The organism is Streptomyces sp. A5-4 (assembly GCF_051131715.1).
Lineage (GTDB): Bacteria > Actinomycetota > Actinomycetes > Streptomycetales > Streptomycetaceae > Streptomyces.
Window position 1 is genome coordinate 246,536 of the sequence record NZ_CP178591.1, and the last position, 21,656, is coordinate 268,191.

The window sequence follows — 21,656 nt, forward strand, 5'->3', positions numbered from 1 at the left end:
CCGATCGTCGGCGTCAGCACGGTCGGACAGTTGGATGAAGCGTTCGCGGAAGTGGCTCTGGAGCTGACGGTCGAGCAGCGCGAACGGACGCGCCGCCGAGGCCCGGCTGCGGCATGACCCGCCCTCCTTACCCGGCCCGGCTCGGCATTGAAGGCGAGCCAACCATCTCGCTGACGTCACACCCCAGCCGCATGGGGGCGCCGCCTGGCAACGCACCGGTCGCAGGCTCGAACGCCTCCGCCGGCGGCCAGGTCGTGGCGTGTCTCCGCTTGACCTTGACACCGTGACAAGGTCTTCACTGTGTCGAGGAGGTGGTCCCGATTACCATGCCGAAACAGGAAACCCATACGGTTCAAGCTCTGCGAGGGCTGGAGGACAGCCGCTCGTCAGTGCGGCTGCGAGCAGCGCCGGCGGTCGGCACGACCCCCGATGGACGGTTCATCGACAAGCTCGTCGAACGATGCGCGATCGAACCCGAATTCTACGTGCGCGAAATGCTTAGCTGGGCACTCACCCGCCACTCGGCATCAGTGACGGTCCCGGAGCTCCTCAATGAGGTCCGCTCGGAGCGTGCGCAGGCACGAAGTCAGGCGCTGCACACACTGTCCAAAATCGGGGATCGGCAAGCATGGCCGGCGATCACTCGGGCGCTGCTGTCCGATGCCGACGATGAGGTGGCGCGGAGCGCTTGGCGGGCAGCGGTCGTGCTCGTACCCGAAGGTGAAGAGCCCGAGCTGGCCGCGGTGTTGTCGACTCAGCTCGGGCGCGGCGGACGTGAGACGCAGCTGAGCCTCAGCCGCGTACTGATCGCGCTCGGTGAGGTGATTTCGCCAAGTCTGCGCGCCGCGACGACGGATCTCGACCCTCGCGTGCGCGCGCACGCGCTCGCCACGGAACGGCTGTTGCGCGACCCGGATGCCGGATTTGAGTTCGCGATCGAGGAGGCGAAGCGCGTCGTGGCTCTCGGCAGGACCGACCAGGAGGAGTGAAAGGGCCGTGTTGATCGGCGAGGTGGCACGGCGGTCCGGGGTCAGCGCCCGCATGCTCAGGCATTACGACTCGCTCGGCCTGGTGCGGCCAACGGGTCGTACCGACGGCGGCTATCGCGAGTATTCCAGCGAGGACATCCGGCGGATCTTTCATATCGAGAGCCTGCGGTCTTTGGGGCTGTCGCTGCGTGAGGTCGGGCGCGCGCTCGATGATCCCGGCTTCACGCCCGCAGAGCTCGTTGACGACCTCATCCGACAGACGCGGGAACGCATTGCGGATGAGACGGAGATGCTCACTCGACTCAGTCGGATCGGTGCCGCGGAACCCGCCGGCTGGGAGGACGTTCTTCAGATCGTCGCGCTTCTCCAGGCGTTGGGGTCAAAGAGCGCCGGGAAGCGCCAGCGCGCGGCCCTGTCCTCAGTCGAAGCGGTTCCCGTGCCGGTGGAAGCGCTGGTCGAGGCAGTCCTGAACGAGACGGACCCGAACGTCGCCGGAGCTCTTCGATGGGCTTTGGCGCAGTCGGGCGACGGCGGATGGGCACTGCTGGCGGAGGGCCTGGGGTCACCAGCAGCCGAGGTGCGTAAACGTGCTGTCCAGTCCATCGCCGAGATCCCTAAGGGGGAGGCGACCGCACTGCTGCAGGACGCCCTCGCGCACCCCGACATCACGGTCCGCAGATACGCGGCTCTGGCGCTCGGGGCACGTGGAGTGGCCGACGCGGTCCCGACGCTCGTCGATATGGTCGGCGAGGAGACGAATGACGTCGATGCGGCCGATGCGCTGAGCGCGCTGGCGAGTCGTCCCGCGTTGGCGGATCAGATCGCTACCAGGCTCGTTGGCCGCCTCTCCCACGGCAACGCTGACCCGTCCGCACGTCGACGGCTGACACAGGCCCTCGCGGACATCCCGGGAACCACTGCGTCACGTGCCCTCACAGATCTGTCACATGACGAAGACCGTGTCGTTGCGCTCACCGCGACGTACATTCTCGGTATCCGCGACGCGCGATAGCGGACCTTCCCCTGGGTGCGGCTCACTACACCCTCGCAAGGCCGCCCGTGATTGCGGCGAGCAGGGTCTCGCCGCAGACGGCGGAGCTGTCCGCAGCCCGGCGGGCGTAGCCGTCGGGACGGATGAGCAGGGCAGCAGCGCCCAGTTCGTCGGCGTATGTGGCACGGACGAGGTCGATTCGCGGCGGGGCCCGCCGGAGGGTCCTGGACGCGCCCTCCTTGGTGGCGCGGCCAGGACGGTTCAAGACCGCGGCTGGACAACGGTCTGCGACAACTGGGCCCGCAGCGGTGACTCGTGGCATCCGAGCGTCGGCGTCGGCCGCCTCTTCGCAGGTGCCGATGGTGGCGGTCGATGGTGATGGAGACGACGCCGAGCTGCCCGACCGCGGCAGCCCGTACGTCGGCAATGACGCCCCAGGCACAGACGAGCGCGGACAGGGCAGAATCCCAGGTTGTGACGATCACCGCGCGTGAACTCAACCGAGCAACCCTCAGCCGTCAGCTACTGCTGAAACGCGAGCCACTGACCGTCTCTGACGGGGTGCGGCGCGTGGTGGCGCTTCAGGCGCAGCACCCTGCCTCGCCGTACCTCGCTCTGTGGAACCGGCTCGCCGGTTTTCCGTCCGGCCGAGCTCCACGCCGCCTTCACCGGCGGTTCGGTGGTCAAGGCGACCCTCATGCGCATCACCCTGCACGCCGTGCACGCCGAGGACTACCCCGCCTTCCGCGCAGCGGTGCAGCCCACGCTGTACGCCTCTCGGCTCGGCGCCCGCTTCGCCGCGGCGGGGCTGACCCCCGCGGACGCCAACGAGCTGGTGCCGGAGCTCCTGGCGTACGCCCGCCGGCCGCGGACCTCGGCAGAGCTGCAGGCGTGGGCCGAGGAGCGGCTCGGCGCCGAGAAAAAGGACGCGGCCTGGTGGGGGCTCAAGGCATACACGCCCCTGCACCATGCCCCCACGGACGCACCCTGGTCATTCGGCTACCGGCCGTCCTTCGTCGCTGCCGGAACCGGGGCGTTGCCGTTGCCCGCGGGCCGGGCGGTGGACGTCCAGGCCCTGGGGACCTTGATCCTGCGCTATCTGGCGGGGTTCGGGCCCGCCTCGGTCGAGGACGTGGCGCAGTTCGCCATGGCGCAGCGGGGGCCGGTCCGCGCTGCGCTGCGCGCTGGCACTCTGGAGGGCACTGTCGAGGAGCTCCAACGGCCGGACGGGGGCGCGCTGTTCGACCTCCCGGGCGCCTTTCGGCCACCCGCCGACACTCCCGCTCCTCCCCGACTCATGGCCATGTGGGACAGCATTCTGCTGGCCTACGCCGACCGCAGCCGGGTGATACCCCCGGCCTACCGCCCCCTCGTGATCCGGCGCAACGGAGACGTGCTGCCCACCCTGTTGGTGGACGGCATGTCGCCGGGGTGTGGCGCCCGGCGGACGGCGGCATCGAGGCCACGGCGTTCCACCCACTGTCTCCCGCCACCTGGGACGGGCTGGCTGAGGAGGCCCAGTCGCTGACGGCCCTCATCAGTAACCACGACGCGGCGGTCTACAGCCGTTATCACCACTGGTGGTCCAAGATCCCCGGAGCCGAGGTACGAATCCTGTGACACTGCTGGGCGGCGGGGCTCCGCTACGGAGCGGGCTACCAGGGTCGGTGAGTACGCGAGTGTGCCGACGGCGTCCCCGAAACACGTGGCGCCCAGGACGGCATGGGCAGCGGGCACAGCAGGAGAGACCCGAGCGCCCATGACTCCGGCTGATCAGCCGCATCGCAGTGGGCCTCGCCCCAGGAAGATCGAGGCCCGCCGGCGGCAACAAGAAGCCATGTGGTCCAGGGCAGTTGGTGGCGTGCCCAGAGTTACGCGCTCTACCGCCCCAGCGCTGCTGAGGCACGTCGGGCGAGCGGGCCGGAGCTGTCCCCCGGAGGGCTGCTGCGAGGCAGCTCTATGTCAGGGTCATCCACCGTCGGCCGTCGATGAGTTCCCGTGCGGCATCAAGATGACCCGCGTGGCAGGCGGTCTCGGTAATGACGTGCAGCAGGACGTCCCGAAGGGTGCGCAGGTGCGGTTCGCCGAACAGGTGGTGGGGCCACCAGGCCAAGGGGGTGTCCGCGGCCGACGCGGTGATGATGCTGTCCGCGAGGCGCGCCTCCGACCGGTACCGGTCGAGTACATCGGCCGGCCGGGCCTCGGGCTCCACGTGCCAGGCGTTGTCGACCTCGTCCAGTGCCTTGATGACGCCCTCGTCGCCGACAAGCACGGCGCGGAACCAGAATCGCTCGACGTCGAGCGCGAGGTGCTGGACGAGGCCCAGGCAGTTCCATCCCGAGGGCAGTACTGATCGTCGCAGCTCATCCCCGTTGAGCCCGTCGAGTATGCCGAGGACATGACGGCGCTGTCCGTCCAGGCACGACAGGAGTGTCCGGATCTCCGGATCGGGTACCGCGGTCATTTGGCGATCTCCCAGATGTGTCCGCCAGGATCTCGGAAACTGGCGGTCCGGATTCCCCAGGGCCGGTCGATGGGCCCGTTCAGGAGTGACACACCGCGGGCGGCCAGCTGCTCACACATGGAGTCCACATCGTCCACCGGGAGCGTGAGCTGCAGACGGGACCCGGCGTCCGGAGCGGCGACCTGTGCCGGACTGATCAGCTCATGCGCCGCGGTAGTGCTCAGCAGGTTGATGAGGGCGTCGCCGAAGTGGAACACGGCGGAGTTGGCGTCCTCGTACGCCACCGCGAGGCCGAAGACCTCTCGGTAGAACCGCTTCGTTTCCTCCAAGTCCTCGACGAACAGGGTGATGGCGCTGATGCCAGTGGGCCATGGTGGATCGTCGGTGTGATTCACAACTACAAAGGATCTACGAACGGTCCTGCCCATGTACAGGGGCGGTCTGAGTTTTCTGGGTTTTCTGGGTTTTCTCGTAGGGTGTGTGAACACCCTGCCGGGAGGCCCGGTGTTCACACCGTACGAGTGCGCTTGCGGGAGATCGCGAAACCACGGGGGCGGGCCACGATCCGCGGCCGACTTGGAGATGCCGAGCAGTTGGGTCTTCTGGCGCGTCGTCAAGTCCGCGCGCCAGTAAGCCACGACAAGCAGCACCCGGTCTCCCAGCGGCAGGCCCCCGGGCGGCCTCGCCGCGCCACGGTCGCACCTTCCCGGCGCAGCGCGGTCACCAACCTCCCGAAGCAGCGCGGGCTCAGCGGTACGGAAACCTTTGAGGAAAAAGAGCACCACCACTCTCCTGAGGAACCTGAGACTCCGTTTTTTTGTGGCGCCGTCGCCGACCGGACCCGTCGACAACCACCAAGCCCGTCATTTCTCCTGCAGGCATGTACGAGACGGAGGAAGGAGTGCCTATCCAAGACCTCGGCGGCCCAACTCGCCGCCATGGCTGTTCGGTGTGCCCGTAGGTTCGGTGGGCGCGGGCGAGCCGGCTGCGAGGCGGCGGGCTTCGACCCTGACCTCGGCATCGATCTGGGCCGTTGTCTTGTCGCCGTACTCAAGGGTGTCGTACTCGTCGTCCAGGTCGGCCAACTCCGCCGTCAGGGCGAGTTCGTGTCCGTGCCGATGGCGAATCCGGAAGGTGAACTGTCGAGGTGTCAGCTCGGCGGCGAGCATGCGGCGTGCGAGCGCTCGCACCGCGGGTTCAGCTCCGGTCTCGCTGTCGACCGGATAGAAGGTGAGGCCGAGCCCTTCGAGTGCCTCGGGCAGCAATTCATGTACGTCGTAGTCCGCCTCGGCGCGTGTGAGGGCTGCCAAAATGCGAAGTCCGGGGCTGTCGAGCCCGGCGACGAGCGCGTCGCAGGCGGCACTGACGACGTCACTTGCACGTACGTCTCCCATGCTCCAGAGGGCGGCATGGTCCTGCAGGGCGTTCGCTGCGGCTTCGGTCGACGTCACCCACCCATTGTCCGCTTCACGACGCGTCCCGGTCGAGCAGGTTTGGCCGCGGCAGAAAGCCTTCCAACGGGCTCCCCCAGCAAGGCCATTGCCAGGACTTGCCCCCGCCGAACCGAGCCGTCCCGCCTTCGGTTCGGCTGTGGATCGCTCGGGGGCGGTGGTGACACCTCAAAATCCCGAGGCGTCATCACCCGACCATCCCTCAGGTACCGCAGGCGTGCCGTGCGTCACCCAGAACGGCCAACGTCGGATGGCCGGGTGGATCGGGAGCATCCACGAAGTCCGCGCAGTCGTCCCGCACATGCTGAAAGTGCGCGGAACCAGACGGCTGCTCAACATGATCGCCGCCGGTCACCGGGGAGGGCTGTTGCCGTCGTCTTCGTAGTGATGGTGGATGTGCTGCTCGCCGTTCATGACCGTGAAGACACTGGCGTGGTCCTTGGCGCTGTTGGTCTGGGTTGGGGTCGGCGCCCCGTCCTTCTGTGCCGCCGGACTCTTGCCCTCGAACAGGCCAACACCGCCCACGACTTCGGCACCGTCATCGCCGTCCAGCACGGACACCTGTACGCGCCGCCCATTTCGCGGCGCCCGGTGTGCGCGTCCATCGCACAGATTCGACCAGCCTGTGCGGCAAAACCGTACGATGGCCCGGTGCTGAACTCTGGACGACTCCGACCCCCGCTCACCTCGCGGACGACAGTGAATCTGGCGGCCTGCGCGGAGGAGACCCCGGAGTGGCCGGCCATGGCGAAGGGAGAGGCCAGTGCGCGTGCCCAGAATCAGTACGACGAGCTACGGCGGGCTGCAGCGCGAGCCTCAGCGGTTCTGGCTCCACGTGCCGCCCCCGTCGTCAGAAGCAACACCTTCTCCAGCGGGCTCGGCGCCGCGATCACGCGGCCGGCGCGGTCGGTCCTGTTCATGGCCCGAGCTTCGCTGCGCTCCAGGCGACGCGTTGGGCCCCTCCTCGACCGGGAGTCCCTTGAGGCCTGGCCCGTCGACGGTGTCCCAGCAGCTCGCGGTGCTGGAGAAGGAGACCCGGTGCCGGTGAGGAGGGGGCCAGCCTCATCAACCTCCAGTGGGCATCGCCCGCGGAGTCGCCATCCTCGATCAGGCGCTCACCAACGCGGCTCAGGATGTGAACCAGGCGTGACGGACAAGGCGGGACCGATTTTCAGCACCGCCGTGGGCAGCGGCTTCGGAAGGTGGCGCTGCGGCTCGCGGCGGCCGGACATCAGGTGATCTCGGGCGTGGAGATCGTGGCCCAGGTCAGCGTGGGTCCACGCCGAGGCGCGGGATGGCGCCCGCCCTTCCAGCGGCCGGGCGGTGGCGTACAGGCCGGCCTGGGCGAGGCCGCCATCACCACCTGCCGGCCGGCGCCGACGGTCGGGTCACCACGCCCACGTCTGGCGCTGAGCGGGGTCAGTCGGTGGCTGCCGTGAGGGACAGGGGGCGCAGGTCCGTCCAGCGGGTCTCGATGAAGTCCAGGCACGCCTCTCGGGTGTTCTCGTCGAGGGCGATCGTCCATCCCCCGGGCACCTCGGCGAAGGAGGGCCAGAGCGAGTGCTGCCCCTCGTCGTTCACCAAGACCAGGAAGCGGCCTTCGGGGTCGTCGAAAGGGTTGGTGCTCATGTGTCAGCGCCTCCTCGGGGCGGACGGGCCGGTGAACGGCCGCGTCGTGAGTGCGTGTCAGGTCGTCGTTGCGGGTGGCGCGGTGGGGGACAGGATCACCACCGGGTCGGGGCCGCCCGGACGGTCCCGCCGATGCCGACGCGATCGTCGGGCTCGGCAAGGGACATGGGCCCGTCCGGGAGGTTGATCGGAGACAGAGGGAGCAAAAGCATTAGGTTAGGCTCACCTAATGCAGGATGAGCCTAACCTCTCCCCTTCCCTCTCACAAGGAGAAGTCCATGCGCCCAGTGATCGAACGGGCCCGCATCGAGGACCGCGCGACCGTGCCCCCGAGCACGTTCCTCGGGACCACGACCGGCCCCGTCACCAGCCGGCCATGACCGATCCCGGATCCGCTCCCACCACCGACCTGGAGAACGCCGCAGGGGACACCTTCGCCGCGTTCGGGCTGCCCGGCGAACCCGGCACCGACGAGTTCTGGGCGGCTGTGCGGACGCCCGTGTCGGTACCTGGCGACGACGGCGGCTGGCTCACCCTGTTTCTGTGGCGCGGTGCTGCGGCCGACATCGACTTCGAGAGCTGGTCGCAGCCGATTCCCTTGCGCCGATGGGCCGATACCGACTGCTGGTACGCCGAAGTGCGCATGCCGGCGCGGCTGCGGGTGACCTACCGACTCGTCGAGGGCGAAGCGGCCTACGCCGACCCGCTCAACCCGGTCGGAGCCGGCGGTGACCGGTCCATCGCCGCGACCCCGGACGCCCCGGCCCAGCCGCACTGGCCCGTCGTCGGCGCCGACGACATCCTGCCCCTCCCCCGCACCCGGATCCGCTGGACCAGCGAACGGCTCGGCGGACGGCGCACCGTGCGCGTCCACCCGGTGGGCGGCGGCGGGCCGGTGGTCCTGCTGCTCGACGGCGACGACTGGCTCCATCTGCACCCGGCGATGACCGCGTTCGACTCGGCCTTCGTCGGCGGCGAGATGCCCCCGGTCACCCTCGTCTTCCTTCCGGCCAAGGACAGGCAGGCCGAGTTCGGGTGCAGGCCCGAGCTGTGGGAGGCGGTCCGGGACGAGTTGCTGCCGCTGGTGGCGGAATCCGGCGTACCCGCCGACCTGGACCGGCTGGTGGTCGCCGGGCAGAGCCTGGGCGGGCTGAGCGCGATGTACGCCGCGCTGGAATTCCCGGATCTGGTCTCACGAGTCGCCTGCCAGTCGGGGTCCTTCTGGTGGACACCCGGTGCCATGGACCAGGCGGACCCATTGGGCGGCCAGGTCGGCGGCGCCATCGTCGCGCGTCTGCGGGAGAACCCCGACCTGTCCCATCTGCGGTGCGCGTTCGACGTGGGGGAACACGAGACACGGATGCTGCCCCACTGCGAGCCGGCCGAGGCCCTGACCGAACAGGCCGGTGCGACTGTGCGGGTTTCGCGGTCGGCTTCGGAGCACGACCGGGCAGGCTGGCGGCACGCCCTGCTCAGGGACGTCGCCTGGGCTCTCTCCTGACGGTTCTGGGGGCGTGCTCGGGCGCGCCCCCAGAACCGCCGGCGCGTTACCGGGCCACTGCCAGGCAGTAGTCCGCGTCGCCGGCGAGGAGATTGCGGTGGGTGTCCTCGGCGGTGATGACGCCGTCGTCCAGGACGAGAACACGGTCGGCGGCGTCCAGGAGGGCAGGACTGCTGGTGATCACAACCGTGGTTCGGTTGCGGCGCAACTTCGCGACGTTGCGCGCGATGAGCTGCTCGGTGACCGCGTCGACGGCTGTCGTCGGGTCGCGCAGGACCAGCACGTCGCTGTCGGCGGCCAGCGCGCGGGCCAGGGAGAGTCGCTGTCGCTGCCCCCCGGAGAGGTTCGCCCCGCGGTCGCGGACCGTGTAGTCGAGCCCGTCGCGGTGGAGGGCGACGACATCGGTCAGCATGGACGCCTCGACCGCCTCCGGAATCGTCCGGCTGGTGCCCGACGGGTCGATGTTCGTGCGGAGGGTGCCCGCGAAGATCTCCCCGTCGTACGGATTCACCAGCATGTGCTCACGGACCGCCTCGATCGACAGGCCCCCGATCGGCTGCCCGCTGACCCGCACCACTCCCTCGTACGCCTCCGGCGCGACGTTCACTGCGAGGACCGACGCGAGGTCGGCCGCCGCGCGCGGCTGGTAGACGGCGATCGCCAGGAACTCGCCGGCGTTCACCTTGAACTTGAGTTTGCGCAGGGACCCGTACTGGACGGAGTCGACCTCCAGGTCGCCGCCCGCGGCCGGGCGCTGCGGGCCCGGGGCCGTCACCGGCGGCGCGGTGAGCACCAGCGCCATACGCTCGGCCGACGCGCGCGCGATCATGATGTACTTGGGCATTTCCGAGAACATCTTGAGCGGTTCCATGATGAACTGCGCGAGGCCAACGGCCATGACCAGCTCACCGATGGTGATCTGGCCGCCGAACGCCAGCCAGCCCGCCGTCAGGGACACCGCGGCGGCGAGGACCGCGTTGAGGGCCAGTGCGGTGCCCGCGTACGTGCCGTTCACCTTGGCGACGGTGATCGCCTGGCGCTTCGCGTCCCTGCTGACTTTCCGGTAGGACCCGAACGCCGCGTGGTTGCCGCCGAAGCCGTGCAGCGGGCGCAGGCCGATGATCAGGTCGGCGACCTTCGCTCCCGCACGTGCCACCCGGGCCTGCTGTTCCTGGGTGCTGGCGCCGATCCGCCTGGACATCACGGCCAGGATCGACAGGATCGCGACGGTCCCCACGACCACCAGCAGGCCGAGCCGGACATCGGCCAGCCCCAGCGCGACCGTCGCGACCACCACCGCGACCAGGGAGCTGACCAGCATCGGCACCACCTCGACGATGTCGGCGGTCTGGTCGGCGTCCTCGGTGGCGATGGTCAGCACTTCGCCGGACTTCAGGTCGACGTCCCTGGCCACCGGCTGGAGCCCGCAGGCGGCCACCCGCACCCGCCAGCGGTGCGCCTCGGTCGTGTTGGCCTTCTGCAGGACGCGCATGCCGAACCGCCACGACAGCGAGACCGTCGTGATGATCACGGCCAGCGCGCCGATCGACAGGCCGAGCGCGCCCAGACTCCGGCCTTGCATCGTGTGCTCGACGATCAGGCCGAGCGCGATGGGGAAGGCGGTCTCCCCTGCCTGGTACAGGCTCATGAGGACGGTGCCCCAGACCATGGCCCCGGCGTTGCGGCGCAGTGCGGTCCGCAGGATGGCCGACCCCGGGCGGGGCCGCTGCGTGTCAGGAGTTTTCATCAAGGTGACGGGCAATCGCTTCCGGGGTTCGCAGGGTGAACAGATCACGGATGGTGATCACAGGACCGTACTCGCGGCGGAGCAGCCCGTTCAGCCGCACCGCCAGCATGGAGTGCCCTCCGAGGGACACGAAGTCGCTCACCGCGCTCACCTCGTCGTTGTCCAGATCCAGTGCTTCGGCGAAGAATTCGCAGACCAGCGTCTCGGTCTCGGTCTCCGGGCCGCGTTCTCCCGCCGTGGTCAGCGCGCCGAGCGGCTTGGCCTCCGGCAACGCCTTGGTGTCAGCCTTCCCGTTCACGGTCAGCGGGATGCTGTCGACCTGGGCGTAATGGGTGGGGCGCAGGAAGTCCGGTAGCCCGGCGCCCACTTCGCGGGCGACCTGCGCCAGGTCGGAGCCCTCCAGCACGAGATAGGCGGCCAGTCGGTACGCGCCGTCGACCTGCGGGTCGGGCTGGGCGACCGCGGCGGCGAATCGCACCGCCGGGTGCGCCGCGAACACGGCCTCGACCTCACCCAGTTCGACCCGGTGTCCGCGAATCTTGACCTGCTGGTCGGTGCGGCCCAGGTAGGTCAGGTTCCCGTCGGGCCGGCGAACCACCATGTCGCCGGTGCGGTACATACGCTCGCCGGGTTCGCCGAACGGGCAGGCGACGAAGCGGTGCGCGGTCTGGGCGCTCTGGCCGAGATAGCCGCGCGCGATGCCGATGCCCGAGACGTACAGCTCACCGGGAACCCCGTCGGGCAGGGGCCGCAGCCACGGGTCGAGCACGTACACCTCGGTGTTGTCGATCGCCACGCCCACCACCGGGTCCTGGCATTCGAAGGTGCCGACGCCGAGGGTGTTGATGGTGTATTCGGTGGGCCCGTACAGGTTGTAGCCGACCGTTCCCTCGGTCCCGGCGAGCCGCCGCCAGAGCGTCGGGGTGACGGCCTCGCCACCCAGCAGCACCAACGCCGGGCGTTGTGCGGGGCTGTCGAGCAGGCCCTCGGCCACCAGCTGCTGGGCGTAGGTCGGGGTCACGTTGATGACGTCGATCCCGTGCTCACGGCAGTACTCGACCAGCCGGGGGGCGTCGCGGCGCAGTTCCTCGTCGCAGATGTGGACCTCGTGGCCGTCGGCGAGCCACAGCAGCTCCTCCCAGGACATGTCGAACGCGAACGACACCGTGTGCGCGATTTTGAAGACCCGGTGGCCGTGCTCGGCAAGGACCGGCTCGAAGATCCGCCGCTGGTGGTTGATCAGCATGTTGGTGAGCCCGGCGTACTCGGTCACCACGCCCTTGGGCTTCCCGGTCGAGCCGGAGGTGTAGATCGTGTACGCGGGGTGCCGCAGACGGTCCGGGTCGTCCGGCGCGAACGTCACGACCGGATCGCTCTCGGTCAGGGGTCGGTCCAGCTCGATCAGGTCGCCGCTCAACCGGTGCGACACGGCGCTCACGGTGAGGGTCACCTCGGGCCGGGCGTCCGCGACGATCGCCGCGATCCGCTCGTCGGGGTGGTCCAGTTCCAGCGGAACGTACGCGGCGCCGACGCGCAGCACCGCGAACAGTGCCACGATCCAGTCGGGAGAGCGCGGGATCGCCAGGCCCACGGTCGTCTCGGGGCCGATGCCCCGGAGGGCGAGCACTCCCGCCACCGCACGACTGCGGTCCCGGAGCTCGGCGAAGGTCATGGTCGAGCCCTGGGCGACGAGCGCGACCCGCTGCGGATCACGGTCCGCCGCCTGGTCGAAGCGGTCGACCACGGTGTCCGTGCCGACGTCGGTGCGCGCCGCGGGCTCGGGGTCCGCCACCAGCCCGCGCAGCGCGCCCATCTTGCCCGTCGACCGGGCCAGGTCCTCGAGCACGCGGAGGTAGCCGTCGAGGAGGCGACGGGCGTCCTCGGGGTCGCCGTCGCGGTGCTCCAGCTTGACGGTGAGCCGGTCGCCGGGCGTGACGACCCAGGTGTACGGGTAGTGCGTGGAGTCGTCGGCCTGCACCGAGGTGATGCCGTGCCTGGCGTTCATCTCGGCGAACGCGTCCAGGTCGAGGAAGTTCTGGAGGACGAACAGGTTGTCGAACAGGGTGTCGTGCCCGCTGGCCCGCTGGATCTCGCCGAGCCCCAGGTGCTCGTGCTCCATCGCCTCGACCCGGGCCGCCTGTACGGCCGACAGGTACGCGCCGGCCGTGTCGTCGGGCCGTGCCCGCGTCCACATCGGCACGGTGTTGAGCAGCACACCGACGATGCCGGAGTGGCCCTCGCCCTCGCGGCTCGAGACGGTCACGCCGAAGACGGCGTCACTGCGGCCCGTGTGGGCGCCGAGAAGGAGGCCGAACGCGCCGGTCAGCACCGAGTTCAGCGTGACGCCGTGCACTCTGGCCGCGTCCCGGAGGAGCTCCGACAGTTCGGCGGACATCGTGTGCACGAGAGCGCGCGGCAGGTCGTCGGAGAGGGAGGGAGCCGGCCCGGCGAGCAGCGTCGGACCCGACAGCCCCGCCAGGTGCTCCGCCCAGAAGCGGTTGGACACCTCCGGGTCCTTGGCGTCGAGCGTCCGGGCGTAGTCCTCGAAGCTCGGCACCGCCGGGGCCGAGTCCAGCGGCTCGCCCGCGACGACGGCCTGATAGGCGTCGAACAGGTCGCGCAGCAGGATCTCGCGGGACCAGCCGTCCCAGAGCAGCAGGTGGTAGCTGAGCAGCAGGCCGTCCCGGCCGCCGGGCAGACGCACCACGGTCACCCTGATCAGTGGCGGCTGACCCGGGTCGAAGCCCGACTCACGGTCCCGGGTGCGCATCGCCTCGACGTCGGCGTCCGTCGCCGGCTCGACTGTGCGGACATCGACCCTGCGGCCCATCTTGAGGACCTGGACCGGGTTTCCGTCGTCGTCGGTGGTGAAGCCGGCGCCCACGACAGGGTGCCGCGCGATCACGTGTGCCATCGCCTCGGCGAGCGCGTCGGTGTCCAGGCGCCGGTCGAAGGTGAAGTAGCTCTGCGCCACGTAGTGTCCGGCCGTGCCCGCCATCTGGGCCTGGAAGAACAGGCCCCGCTGGAGTGCGGTGACCGGCGCCGTGCGCTCGGCCGTCGCGGAGGCGTCCCCGATGCGCTCAAGTGCGCTGCGCCAGTGCTCGGTGATCTCGTCGGGTATGCCCTCGGCGAGGGTGAAGGCCGCGTGCAGGCTGCCGGTGGCGTCGTCGATCCACGCGTTGACCTCGACGGCGTACGGGCTGCCCTGGTCGCCGCCGGTGAGGTGCAGTGCCTGGGACTCGCTGCCCCGGCCGAGGTAGTTGAACAGCACCTGTGGGCGGGCGGTCAGCAGCGGCGCCGTTTGCGAGTTGAGGTACCTGAGCTGGCCGTAGGCGACGTGTCCGCACTCCTCCGGCTGGCGTTCGGCGACCTCGCGGGCCGCCGCGACGGGCTCGGTGTGCGCCGTGAGCCGAAGCGGTGCGATGGAGGTGAACCAGCCGATGGTGCGGGTGTAGTCGTGGTGCTCCAGGGCCGGGACCCGGCCGTGCCGCTCCAGTTCGATCGTGAGATCGGTGGGCGTGGGCTGGATGTGCGTCAACGCGGTGCGCAGCGCACCGCACAGCAACTCGGTGAGACCCACGCCGAGTGCGGCGGGCGCACTGCGCGTCACGCGCTCGCTCGTCCCGGGATCGAGCACGACCGTGCTCTCGCGCAGATCCTGGACCGCGGGCAGCAGCGCGGGCGCCTGGAGTGTGGTGACCCAGTGTCCGAGGTCGTCGATCACCTGGGCGGACCGCACCGTCAGTGCTTCGGCGTACTCGGCATAGGACGTGGTCGGCGGTGCCAGGGGCGCCCCGCTCATGGCGGTGGACAGGTCGTCGAGGAGTACCAGCCAGGACACCGCGTCGATGGCCAGGTGGTGCACGGTGACCACCAGGGTCCGGCTCGCCGCCAGCCAGGAGAACGCGATGACGTCTCCGGATTCGGGGTCGAGCCGTCCGGCGTCCGCGTTCGCCACCGCCGTCGCGTCCGCGGCGTCCGTCCGGACGACGGTGACCTCACGGGCGGGTTCGGTACGCACGGCCCACACGCCGTGTTCGACGCGCAGCCGCAGCCTCAGGGCCGGGTGTGCGGCCACGACGGCGTTCGCGGCGCGGTGGGCGTCGGCGAGGTCGGCGCCCTCTGCTGCCGTCAGGGTCCTGGCCTGGGCGAACCGGTCGAGTGACCCGCCCAGTGCCCGCTGGCGCAGCATGATCGGTGTCGTCGGCAGCGGGCCGTCCTCGCGGCGGGACGGCGCGGGGGCCTCGGCCTGCGGGGTGCGCGTGGCCAGGTGGTCGGCGAGCGCGCGGGGGGTCTTCCACAGGAACACGTCCCGCGGGGCGATCGGCAGGCCGAGCGCCCTGGCCCGGTTGATCACGCTGATGGCGACGATGCTGTCGCCTCCGGCGCTGAAGAAGTCGGTGTCGGCGTCCACGGCGGCGGTGGGCAGTGTCTGGGCGAAGATGTCGACGAGTGCGGTGAGCGCGGAGCCGCTCGCCGCGACCGGGGTGTCGGCCTGTGCGGCGCGCTCGGTCAGGGCCTTGCGGTCCAGCTTGCCGTTGACCGTCAGCGGCAGGGCGTCGACCGGCAGGACCCGGCCCGGCACCATGTGCACGGGCAGCTTGGTGGACAGCAGGGCGCCGAAGTCACCGGGCATCTCGCCCACGACGTGCGCGACGAGGTGGTCGCCGCTGTCCGCCACGGTGACGGCCACATCGACGACCCCGTGGAGTTCCCTGACCGCGGACTCCACTTCGCCGAGCTCGATGCGGAATCCCTTGAGCTGCACCTGGTCGTCGGCGCGGCCGGCGAACTCCAGCTCGCCGTCGAGCGTCCGGCGGGCGAGGTCGCCCGTGTGGTACATGCGGGAGCCGTCGCCCGCGAACGGGTTGGCCACGAACCGGCTTGCGGTGAGCCCCGGCCTGCCCAGATAGCCGAGGGACACCTGGTCGCCTGCTACGTAGATGGCGCCCACCCGGCCCGGTGGCACCGGCCGGAGCCGGTCGTCGAGCAGATAGGTGGTCAGGCCGGGGATCGGACCGCCGATCGGGCTGACGTCGTCGCCGAGGCCGAAGTCCTCGTCGGTCAGGACCCGGTGGGTGACGTGGACGGTGGTCTCGGTGATGCCGTACATGTTGACCAGTTCGGGCGATCCGGCGCCGTGCCGCTGGACCCAGCCGCGCAGCTTCCCGAGATCCAGCGCCTCGCCGCCGAAGATGATCCGGCGCAGCGAGGTGACCGGTTCGTCGGCGTGCCGGTCGGCCTCGATGAACTGGTAGAACGCCGACGGGGTCTGGTTGAGCACGGTCACCGAGCGCTCGCGGACCAGCCGGTGGAAGTCGACCGGGGAGCGGGTCAGCCCGTACTCCGGCACCAGCAGCTCACCGCCGTGTGCCAGCGCGCCCCACAGTTCCCAGACCGCGAAGTCGAAGGAGAAGGAGTGGAACTGGACCCACACGTCCTGCGGGCCGAAGTCCATGTCGGGCCGGGTGTTCGCGAGGAGCGCCACCACGCTGGAGTGCGGGACGACGACGCCCTTGGGACGGCCGGTCGAGCCGGATGTGTAGATCACGTACGCGGGGTCGTGCCAGCTCACCTCGGGCTCGGTGGTGGCCTGCGGCAGTTCGTCCCCCTGTACGAGCACGCGTGCCTCCAGGCCTGCTCGGGCCAGCAGTCGGGTGAAGCGGTCCTGTTGTTCACGGTCCACGAGTACGACCTGCGGTGCGGAGTCGGCGAGAATGTACTCCAACCGATCGTCCGGGTACGCCAGGTCCAGCGGCACGTACGCGCCGCCCGCGGTGACGACCGCGACCAGGGCCACGACCTGCTCGATGGAGCGCGGGACAGCGACGGCGACCCTCTTGCCCGGCCCGACACCGGCCGCGCGCAGGGCCGAGGCCAACTCGTTCTTGGCGTCCGCCAGTTCGCCGTAGTCCAGTGACCGGGTACCGCCGTCGAGAGCGCAGTGAGTGACGGCGGTGGCTGCCGGGTCACGGTTCGCGGCGGCGTCGAACAGTTCGCCCAGCGTCACCGGGGAGACCGGCGCCGGGCGTCGGCCGGCCTCGGGGGCCAGTTCGTCGACCAGCGCGTCAGGCCGTTCGAGGAGGCCGGTGAGGGTCTGGGTGAAGGCGCGCAGGACCGCCTCGGCGCTCTCCTGGCGCAGCAGTTCCCCGTCGTAGATCAGGTTGAACCGCGGTCGACCGTCGCGTGCGCGCTCCACCACCAGCGTCAACGGGTAGTGCGGGGCGCCCTCGTTGACGATGTCGGTGATGACCAGCGCGTCGTCGGGCCCGCGCAGGGCGTCCACATCGGTCGCGATGTCGAACACCACCAGGGTGTCGAACAGGGAGCCCGCGCCGACAAGTCGCCCGATGCGCGCCAGCGAGACGTGCTGGTGCGGCAGCGCCGCGCTCTGGTGTTCCCGCACGGAGGCGAGCAGGTCGTGCGCCGTGGTGGTGGGGGCCCAGTGGGCGCGCACGGGGATCGTGTTGATGAACAGGCCCACCATGTCCCCGATGCCGGGCACCTCCGCGTCGCGCCCGGACACCGTGGACCCGAACACGACGTCCTTGCCGTGCAGGATGCCGCCCAGCGTCACCGCCCACGCGCTGTGCACGGCCACGCTGAAGGGCACGCCGGCCGACCGGACGGCCGCGTCGATGTCGTCGGCGGGCTCGGTGGCGATGTCGGCGAACCGTTCGGAGGGGGTGTGCCCTTCGGCGACCAGCGAGGCGCCGGGCAGGCCGGCGAGTTCGTCGCGCCACATGCGGTCGCTCTCGTCGTGGTCGCGTTCGGCGAGCCAGCTGACGTAGTCGCGGTAGCCGCCGAGCGGGTACACGGTCCCCGGCGCGGAGTACTCGGCCAGCAGCGCGCGGAGCATCGGAGGCACCGACCAGCCGTCGGCGATGATGTGGTGCACGGTCTGCACGAGGATGTTGCGGCCGGATCCGGCGCGGATGAGCGTGTAGCGCATGAGCGGGCCGGTGGCCAGGTCGAAACCGGCGCGGCGGTCCCGCTCGGCGTGGTCACGGATCTCGTCGTCGGTGATGGCGGCGCGGTCCAGCGTGGTGAAGGGCGCCTGCACACCGCTCTCCAGGACGGAGACGACGCGGCCGTCGGCGAGGGCCGTGAAGCGGGCGGCCAGGTTCGGGTACAGCGTGAGCAGCCGGGTGGCCGCCGCCGCGAGCCGGTCGGCGTCCACGTCGCCTTCCAGCGTCAACAGCTGCTGCTCGACGTAGCTGCCCGTCGCGTCGTCGTCGAAGACCGAGTGGAAGTACAGGCCCTCCTGCAGCGGGGTCAGCGGGAGGATGTCGCCCAGCGCCGGGCCGTCCAGGTCGTCGACGTCGGCCTGGGTGAGCGGCACCAGGGCGAAGTCGCTGGGCGAGTGGCCGCCTTCTTCGAGCGCGGCCAGGGCGGCGAGGGCCGCCTGGAAGTACTGGCCGAGGGTTGCGATGTCCCCGTCGGTGAACACCCCTTCGGGCCAGGAGATGGTGGTGACCAGTTCGTACTCGCCGCTCGCGTCCGGTTCCGCGATCGCGTTGAACTCCAGGGCGCGCGGCATGCGCATCCTCGGGTCGCGCTTCTCGCCCAACTGGCCTGTGGTGCCGGCGAGCTGCCAGTCTCCGGAGAGACCTGCGTCGAAGCGGCCCAGGTAGTTGAACAGCACCTGTGGTGCGGGCGCGGTCAGCCCGGTGTCGGTCAGGTACCGCAGGGCGCCGTAGGAGACGCCGTTGCTCGGCACCCGGGCGAGGTCCTCCTTGACCGCCTTGAGGGTGGCGGCCAGGTATGCCGGTGCGGTGAAGTCGGTTGCCGCGCCGGGGTCCACGGTCACCGGGAACAGGGTGGTGAACCAGCCCACGGTCCGCGACAGGTCGGGTTCGAAACCGGCATCGCCCGCTACGAAGCGTCCCTCGCGGCCGTGTCCTTCGAGTTCGATGTGGGCGAACGTCTGATCCTGCCCGCGGTCGCGTCGCCAGCGGGCGAGGGTGACGGCGAGCGCGGTCAGCAGCACGTCGTTGACGCCCGCGTGGAACTTCGCGGGTATCTCGCCGAGCAGCGCGGCCGTGTCCTTGGGCCCGATGGAGACGGTCCGCGTCCGCTCCTGGGCGACGGTGTCGGCCTCGGTCAGCGCACGCCTGCCCAGCGGTGCGTCCGCTGCCGGCAGGGGGCGCTGGAAGTGGGTACGGTCCGTGTCGAAAGGCGCACGTCCCAGCAGCTGCGTCCAGCGCCTGAACGACGTACCCACGGGGGGCAGCTCGACGGGTGCGCCCGAGGCGAACTGGCGCCATGCCATGGCCAGGTCGTCCATCAGGATGCGCCAGGACACGCCGTCGATCACGACGTGGTGGGCGACCACGACCAGCTGTTGTGCCTCGCGGTGCCAGACGGCGCGCAGCATCGCGCCGTTGTCCGGGTCGAGGGCGTCGGTGGCGAGGGCGACGCACTCGTCGAGCGGGCGGTCGCTCTCCTGCCACACCGTGTCGGCCTGGCCGGCCTGCGGGATGTCGAAGCTCCAGCGGTCGTCGCGCACCAGTTTGGCGCGCAGCATGTCGTGCCGTCCGAGCACGGCGGCGAGGATCTCGTCGAGGGCGCCGGCGGTCAGGTCCGCCGGTGTGTTGAGTACGACCGACTGTACGAAGCCGTCGATCGCGTCCGTGGTCCGGCCGAGCCACTGCACGATGGGCGATCCGACGACGGAACCGGTCGCGACGTCACCGTGGTCCACGGTGGAGACGTCTTCGCTACCGGCCACCGCGGCCAGGGCTCCGACAACGCTGTGGGTGAAGATCTGCCGTGCGGTGACGTAGAGGCCCGCGTTGCGCAGCGCGCTCAGCAGTGAGATCGCCAGGATGCTGTCTCCGCCGAGCTGGAAGAAGTCCTGGTCGACCCCTACCTTTTCCAGCCGCAGCACTGTCGCGACGGCTTCGCACACCACGCGCTCGTTGTCGGTGGCGGGGGCCACGACGGAGCCGGTGCCGATCACGGGCTCCGGCAGGGCGACCCGGTCGACCTTGCCGTTCGCGGTGAGCGGGAACGCCTTCATCACGACGAGGTGGGTGGGCACCATGTACTCCACCATGTTCGAGGTGGCCCACTCCTTGACCTGCTCCGCCCGCAGGTCCTCGTTGCCTGCGGCCGGGATCACGTATCCGACCAGGTAGGTGCCGCCCGCCGTGTTCTTCTTCGCGACGACGCAGGTGTGCCGTACCCCGGGGTGCTCCGCGAGGCCGGCCTCGACATCCTCGATCTCCAGGCGCATGCCGCGGATCTTGATCTGGTTGTCGGCGCGGCCGAGGAAGTCCAGCGACCCGTCCGGGGCGAACCGCGCGAGGTCACCGGTCCGGTACAGCCGGGATCCGTCCGCGGCGAAGGGGTTCGCCACGAACCGGGAGGCCGTGAGGCCTGGGGCGTTGACGTACCCGCGCCCCAGGAGGAGTCCTCCGGCGTACAGTTCGCCGCCGACCCCGACCGGGACCGGGCGCAGTTCGTCGTCCAGCACGTACAGCTGGGTGTTGGGGTTGGCCTTGCCGATCGACGTCGACAGGCGTTCGGCCGCGCCCCGGTAGATGACGTGCGAGACGCCGATGGTCGTCTCGGCCGGTCCGTAGCCGTGGTACAGGGGGATGTCGAGCTGGGTGCGGAACCGCTCGTAGAGCTCCGGTGTCAGCACCTCGCCGCCGCACCACACGTGCCGCAGGCTGCTGAGGCGGCCGGAGTCGCCCGCCATCTCCAGCAGGACATCCAGCATGGACGAGACCAGGTAGGTGAAGGTGACGCGCTGTTCGGCGATCACGCTCAGCAGGTGGTGCGGGTCCCGTTCGCCGCCGGGCCGCAGGATCACCAGTCTGGCGCCGGACACCAGCGGCAGGAATATTTCGTTGATGGAGATGTCGAAGGACAACGGCGCCTTGAACAGCGACGCGTCGTCGTGGCCGAAGTGCAGAATCTCGTTGACCTGCCACAGCAGGCGCTCGCTGATCGCCTCGTGTCGGATCATGGCGCCCTTGGGCCGCCCGGTCGAACCGGACGTGAAGATCACGTAGGCCAGGGCCGTGCCGGGGACGATCGCCTCGGGCTCCTCGACGGGGTAGGCACCGAACTTCCAGTCGCCGAGGTCGACGGCCACTGCGTCCGGTTCGCCCGCGCCGTGCTGGCCCGACGCGTTGAGCTGCAGCACGACCCGGGCGTCATCGATGACGACGGCTCGGCGGGCGGCGGGCCACTGGGGATCAAGCGGTACGAACGCGCACTTGGCCTGGAGCACGGCGAGGAGCCCGATGACCATGTCGGCGGAGCGGCCCAGCGAGATACCGACGACCTGCTCGGAGGTGAGACCGCGCTCGATCAGGTGGTGGGCCAACTGGCTTGAGCGTTCGGCTGCTTCACGGTAGGTCAGGGACCGGTGCTCGTCGACGACGGCGACGGCGTCCGGCCTGGCGCGCGCCTGCTCGCGGAACATGTCCATGATGGTCGGGCGGACCCGGTCGGCCCCGGTGTTGTTCCACTCGGCCAGGGCTTCGATCCTCGCCGGAACGCTGGACGGGCTGATGGTGCCGATGGGCCGGTCCGGGAAGTCGGCCAGGTCGTCCAGCGCGAGCTGCGCGTCGGCCGGCTCGACTCCGTCGGGGACGGTGATACTCAGGCCGTCGGCACCGACCTGCCAATCGCCGGTGCCCGCACCGCCGTTGTCGACCCACCCGAGGACGTCGGCGAACAGTGTGCCGGGGGTGAGGTCGATGCCGTCGGGGCTGTGGCCGGTCGTCCAGTACGACAGCCCGATGGCGCACGCTTCGATGATGGTCCGGTCACCGTAGTCACCGGTTCGCCGGCGTACGTCGGCCAGGCGGGCGGGAGAAAGCAGTACGCGAGGAGCGCTCGGTTCCATCATCGAAGACTCAGTGTCCT

The 21,656-nt window shown here is 70.2% G+C and carries 11 protein-coding genes and 3 pseudogenes; 5 read left to right on the forward strand and 9 right to left on the reverse strand.

The genetic code is table 11. The features are described 5' to 3' along the window. The first annotated feature begins 320 nt into the window (after positions 1-320). Together ACLLJJ_RS01225 and ACLLJJ_RS01230 are read left to right on the forward strand one after the other, a co-directional pair. Entirely contained in the window at positions 321-989 is a 669-nt protein-coding gene (locus ACLLJJ_RS01225; RefSeq protein ID WP_434600264.1) for a HEAT repeat domain-containing protein, read from the forward strand. Between the two features lie 7 nt (positions 990-996). Further along, entirely contained in the window at positions 997-2,001 is a 1,005-nt protein-coding gene (locus tag ACLLJJ_RS01230; protein ID WP_434587385.1) for a HEAT repeat domain-containing protein, read from the forward strand. A gap of 25 nt (positions 2,002-2,026) precedes the next feature. Here ACLLJJ_RS01230 and ACLLJJ_RS01235 read toward each other — a convergent pair whose 3' ends face one another. Further along, positions 2,027-2,245, reverse strand: a complete 219-nt coding sequence (locus ACLLJJ_RS01235) for a hypothetical protein (protein ID WP_434587386.1) — start codon at positions 2,243-2,245, stop codon at positions 2,027-2,029. Positions 2,246-2,454: 209 nt separating this feature from the next. Here ACLLJJ_RS01235 and ACLLJJ_RS01240 point away from each other — a divergent pair. Beyond that, a pseudogene (locus ACLLJJ_RS01240) lies at positions 2,455-3,600 on the forward strand (winged helix DNA-binding domain-containing protein). Between the two features lie 337 nt (positions 3,601-3,937). On the opposite strand, the gene ACLLJJ_RS01245 reads toward ACLLJJ_RS01240, so the two are convergent. The 5 genes and pseudogenes from ACLLJJ_RS01245 to ACLLJJ_RS01265 form a co-directional block, all read right to left on the reverse strand. Further along, positions 3,938-4,444 (reverse strand): DinB family protein, encoded by a 507-nt coding sequence (locus ACLLJJ_RS01245; protein ID WP_434587387.1) that lies wholly within the window; start codon positions 4,442-4,444, stop codon positions 3,938-3,940. Beyond that, positions 4,441-4,839 (reverse strand): VOC family protein, encoded by a 399-nt coding sequence (locus tag ACLLJJ_RS01250; RefSeq protein ID WP_434600265.1) that lies wholly within the window; start codon positions 4,837-4,839, stop codon positions 4,441-4,443. Before ACLLJJ_RS01250 ends, ACLLJJ_RS01245 begins: the two co-directional genes overlap by 4 nt. Positions 4,840-5,004: 165 nt before the next feature. Beyond that, positions 5,005-5,195: pseudogene (locus tag ACLLJJ_RS01255) on the reverse strand (IS5/IS1182 family transposase); the annotation flags it as partial. 154 nt (positions 5,196-5,349) lie between these two features. Next, a complete protein-coding gene (locus tag ACLLJJ_RS01260) occupies positions 5,350-5,895 on the reverse strand; it encodes a hypothetical protein (protein WP_434587388.1) in 546 nt (181 codons plus the stop codon). 351 nt (positions 5,896-6,246) lie between these two features. Continuing rightward, the gene (locus ACLLJJ_RS01265) at positions 6,247-6,456 is read right to left on the reverse strand and encodes a hypothetical protein (RefSeq protein ID WP_434587389.1); all 210 of its coding nucleotides are present in this window, start codon (positions 6,454-6,456) and stop codon (positions 6,247-6,249) included. 585 nt (positions 6,457-7,041) lie between these two features. Here ACLLJJ_RS01265 and ACLLJJ_RS01270 point away from each other — a divergent pair. Beyond that, positions 7,042-7,191 (forward strand): annotated as a pseudogene (locus tag ACLLJJ_RS01270) (SDR family oxidoreductase); the annotation flags it as partial. A gap of 123 nt (positions 7,192-7,314) precedes the next feature. Here ACLLJJ_RS01270 and ACLLJJ_RS01275 read toward each other — a convergent pair. Continuing rightward, positions 7,315-7,524: an MbtH family protein gene (locus ACLLJJ_RS01275; protein ID WP_434587390.1), complete on the reverse strand. Its 210-nt coding sequence runs from the start codon at positions 7,522-7,524 to the stop codon at positions 7,315-7,317. Positions 7,525-7,900: 376 nt separating this feature from the next. Here ACLLJJ_RS01275 and ACLLJJ_RS01280 point away from each other — a divergent pair, with 376 nt between their 5' ends. Then, on the forward strand, positions 7,901-9,025 hold the full coding sequence (locus ACLLJJ_RS01280) for an alpha/beta hydrolase-fold protein (RefSeq protein ID WP_434587391.1): 1,125 nt from the start codon (positions 7,901-7,903) through the stop codon (positions 9,023-9,025). 46 nt (positions 9,026-9,071) lie between these two features. On the opposite strand, the gene ACLLJJ_RS01285 is transcribed toward ACLLJJ_RS01280, so the two are convergent. Both ACLLJJ_RS01285 and ACLLJJ_RS01290 read right to left on the reverse strand, forming a co-directional pair. Beyond that, positions 9,072-10,772: an ABC transporter ATP-binding protein gene (locus tag ACLLJJ_RS01285; RefSeq protein WP_434587392.1), complete on the reverse strand. Its 1,701-nt coding sequence runs from the start codon at positions 10,770-10,772 to the stop codon at positions 9,072-9,074. Further along, complete coding sequence (locus ACLLJJ_RS01290) at positions 10,759-21,639, reverse strand: amino acid adenylation domain-containing protein (protein ID WP_434587393.1); 10,881 nt, start codon at positions 21,637-21,639, stop codon at positions 10,759-10,761. Before ACLLJJ_RS01290 ends, ACLLJJ_RS01285 begins: the two co-directional genes overlap by 14 nt. Positions 21,640-21,656: the final 17 nt, after the last annotated feature.

Excerpts from the sequence above, each read along its gene's own strand:
- ACLLJJ_RS01275 (WP_434587390.1), bottom strand. The coding sequence starts at position 7,524 with ATGAGCACCAACCCTTTCGACGACCCCGAAGGCCGCTTCCTGGTCTTG.
- ACLLJJ_RS01290 (WP_434587393.1), bottom strand. The coding sequence starts at position 21,639 with ATGATGGAACCGAGCGCTCCTCGCGTACTGCTTTCTCCCGCCCGCCTG.
- ACLLJJ_RS01285 (WP_434587392.1), bottom strand. The coding sequence starts at position 10,772 with ATGAAAACTCCTGACACGCAGCGGCCCCGCCCGGGGTCGGCCATCCTG.
- ACLLJJ_RS01280 (WP_434587391.1), top strand. The coding sequence starts at position 7,901 with ATGACCGATCCCGGATCCGCTCCCACCACCGACCTGGAGAACGCCGCA.
- ACLLJJ_RS01245 (WP_434587387.1), bottom strand. The coding sequence starts at position 4,444 with ATGACCGCGGTACCCGATCCGGAGATCCGGACACTCCTGTCGTGCCTG.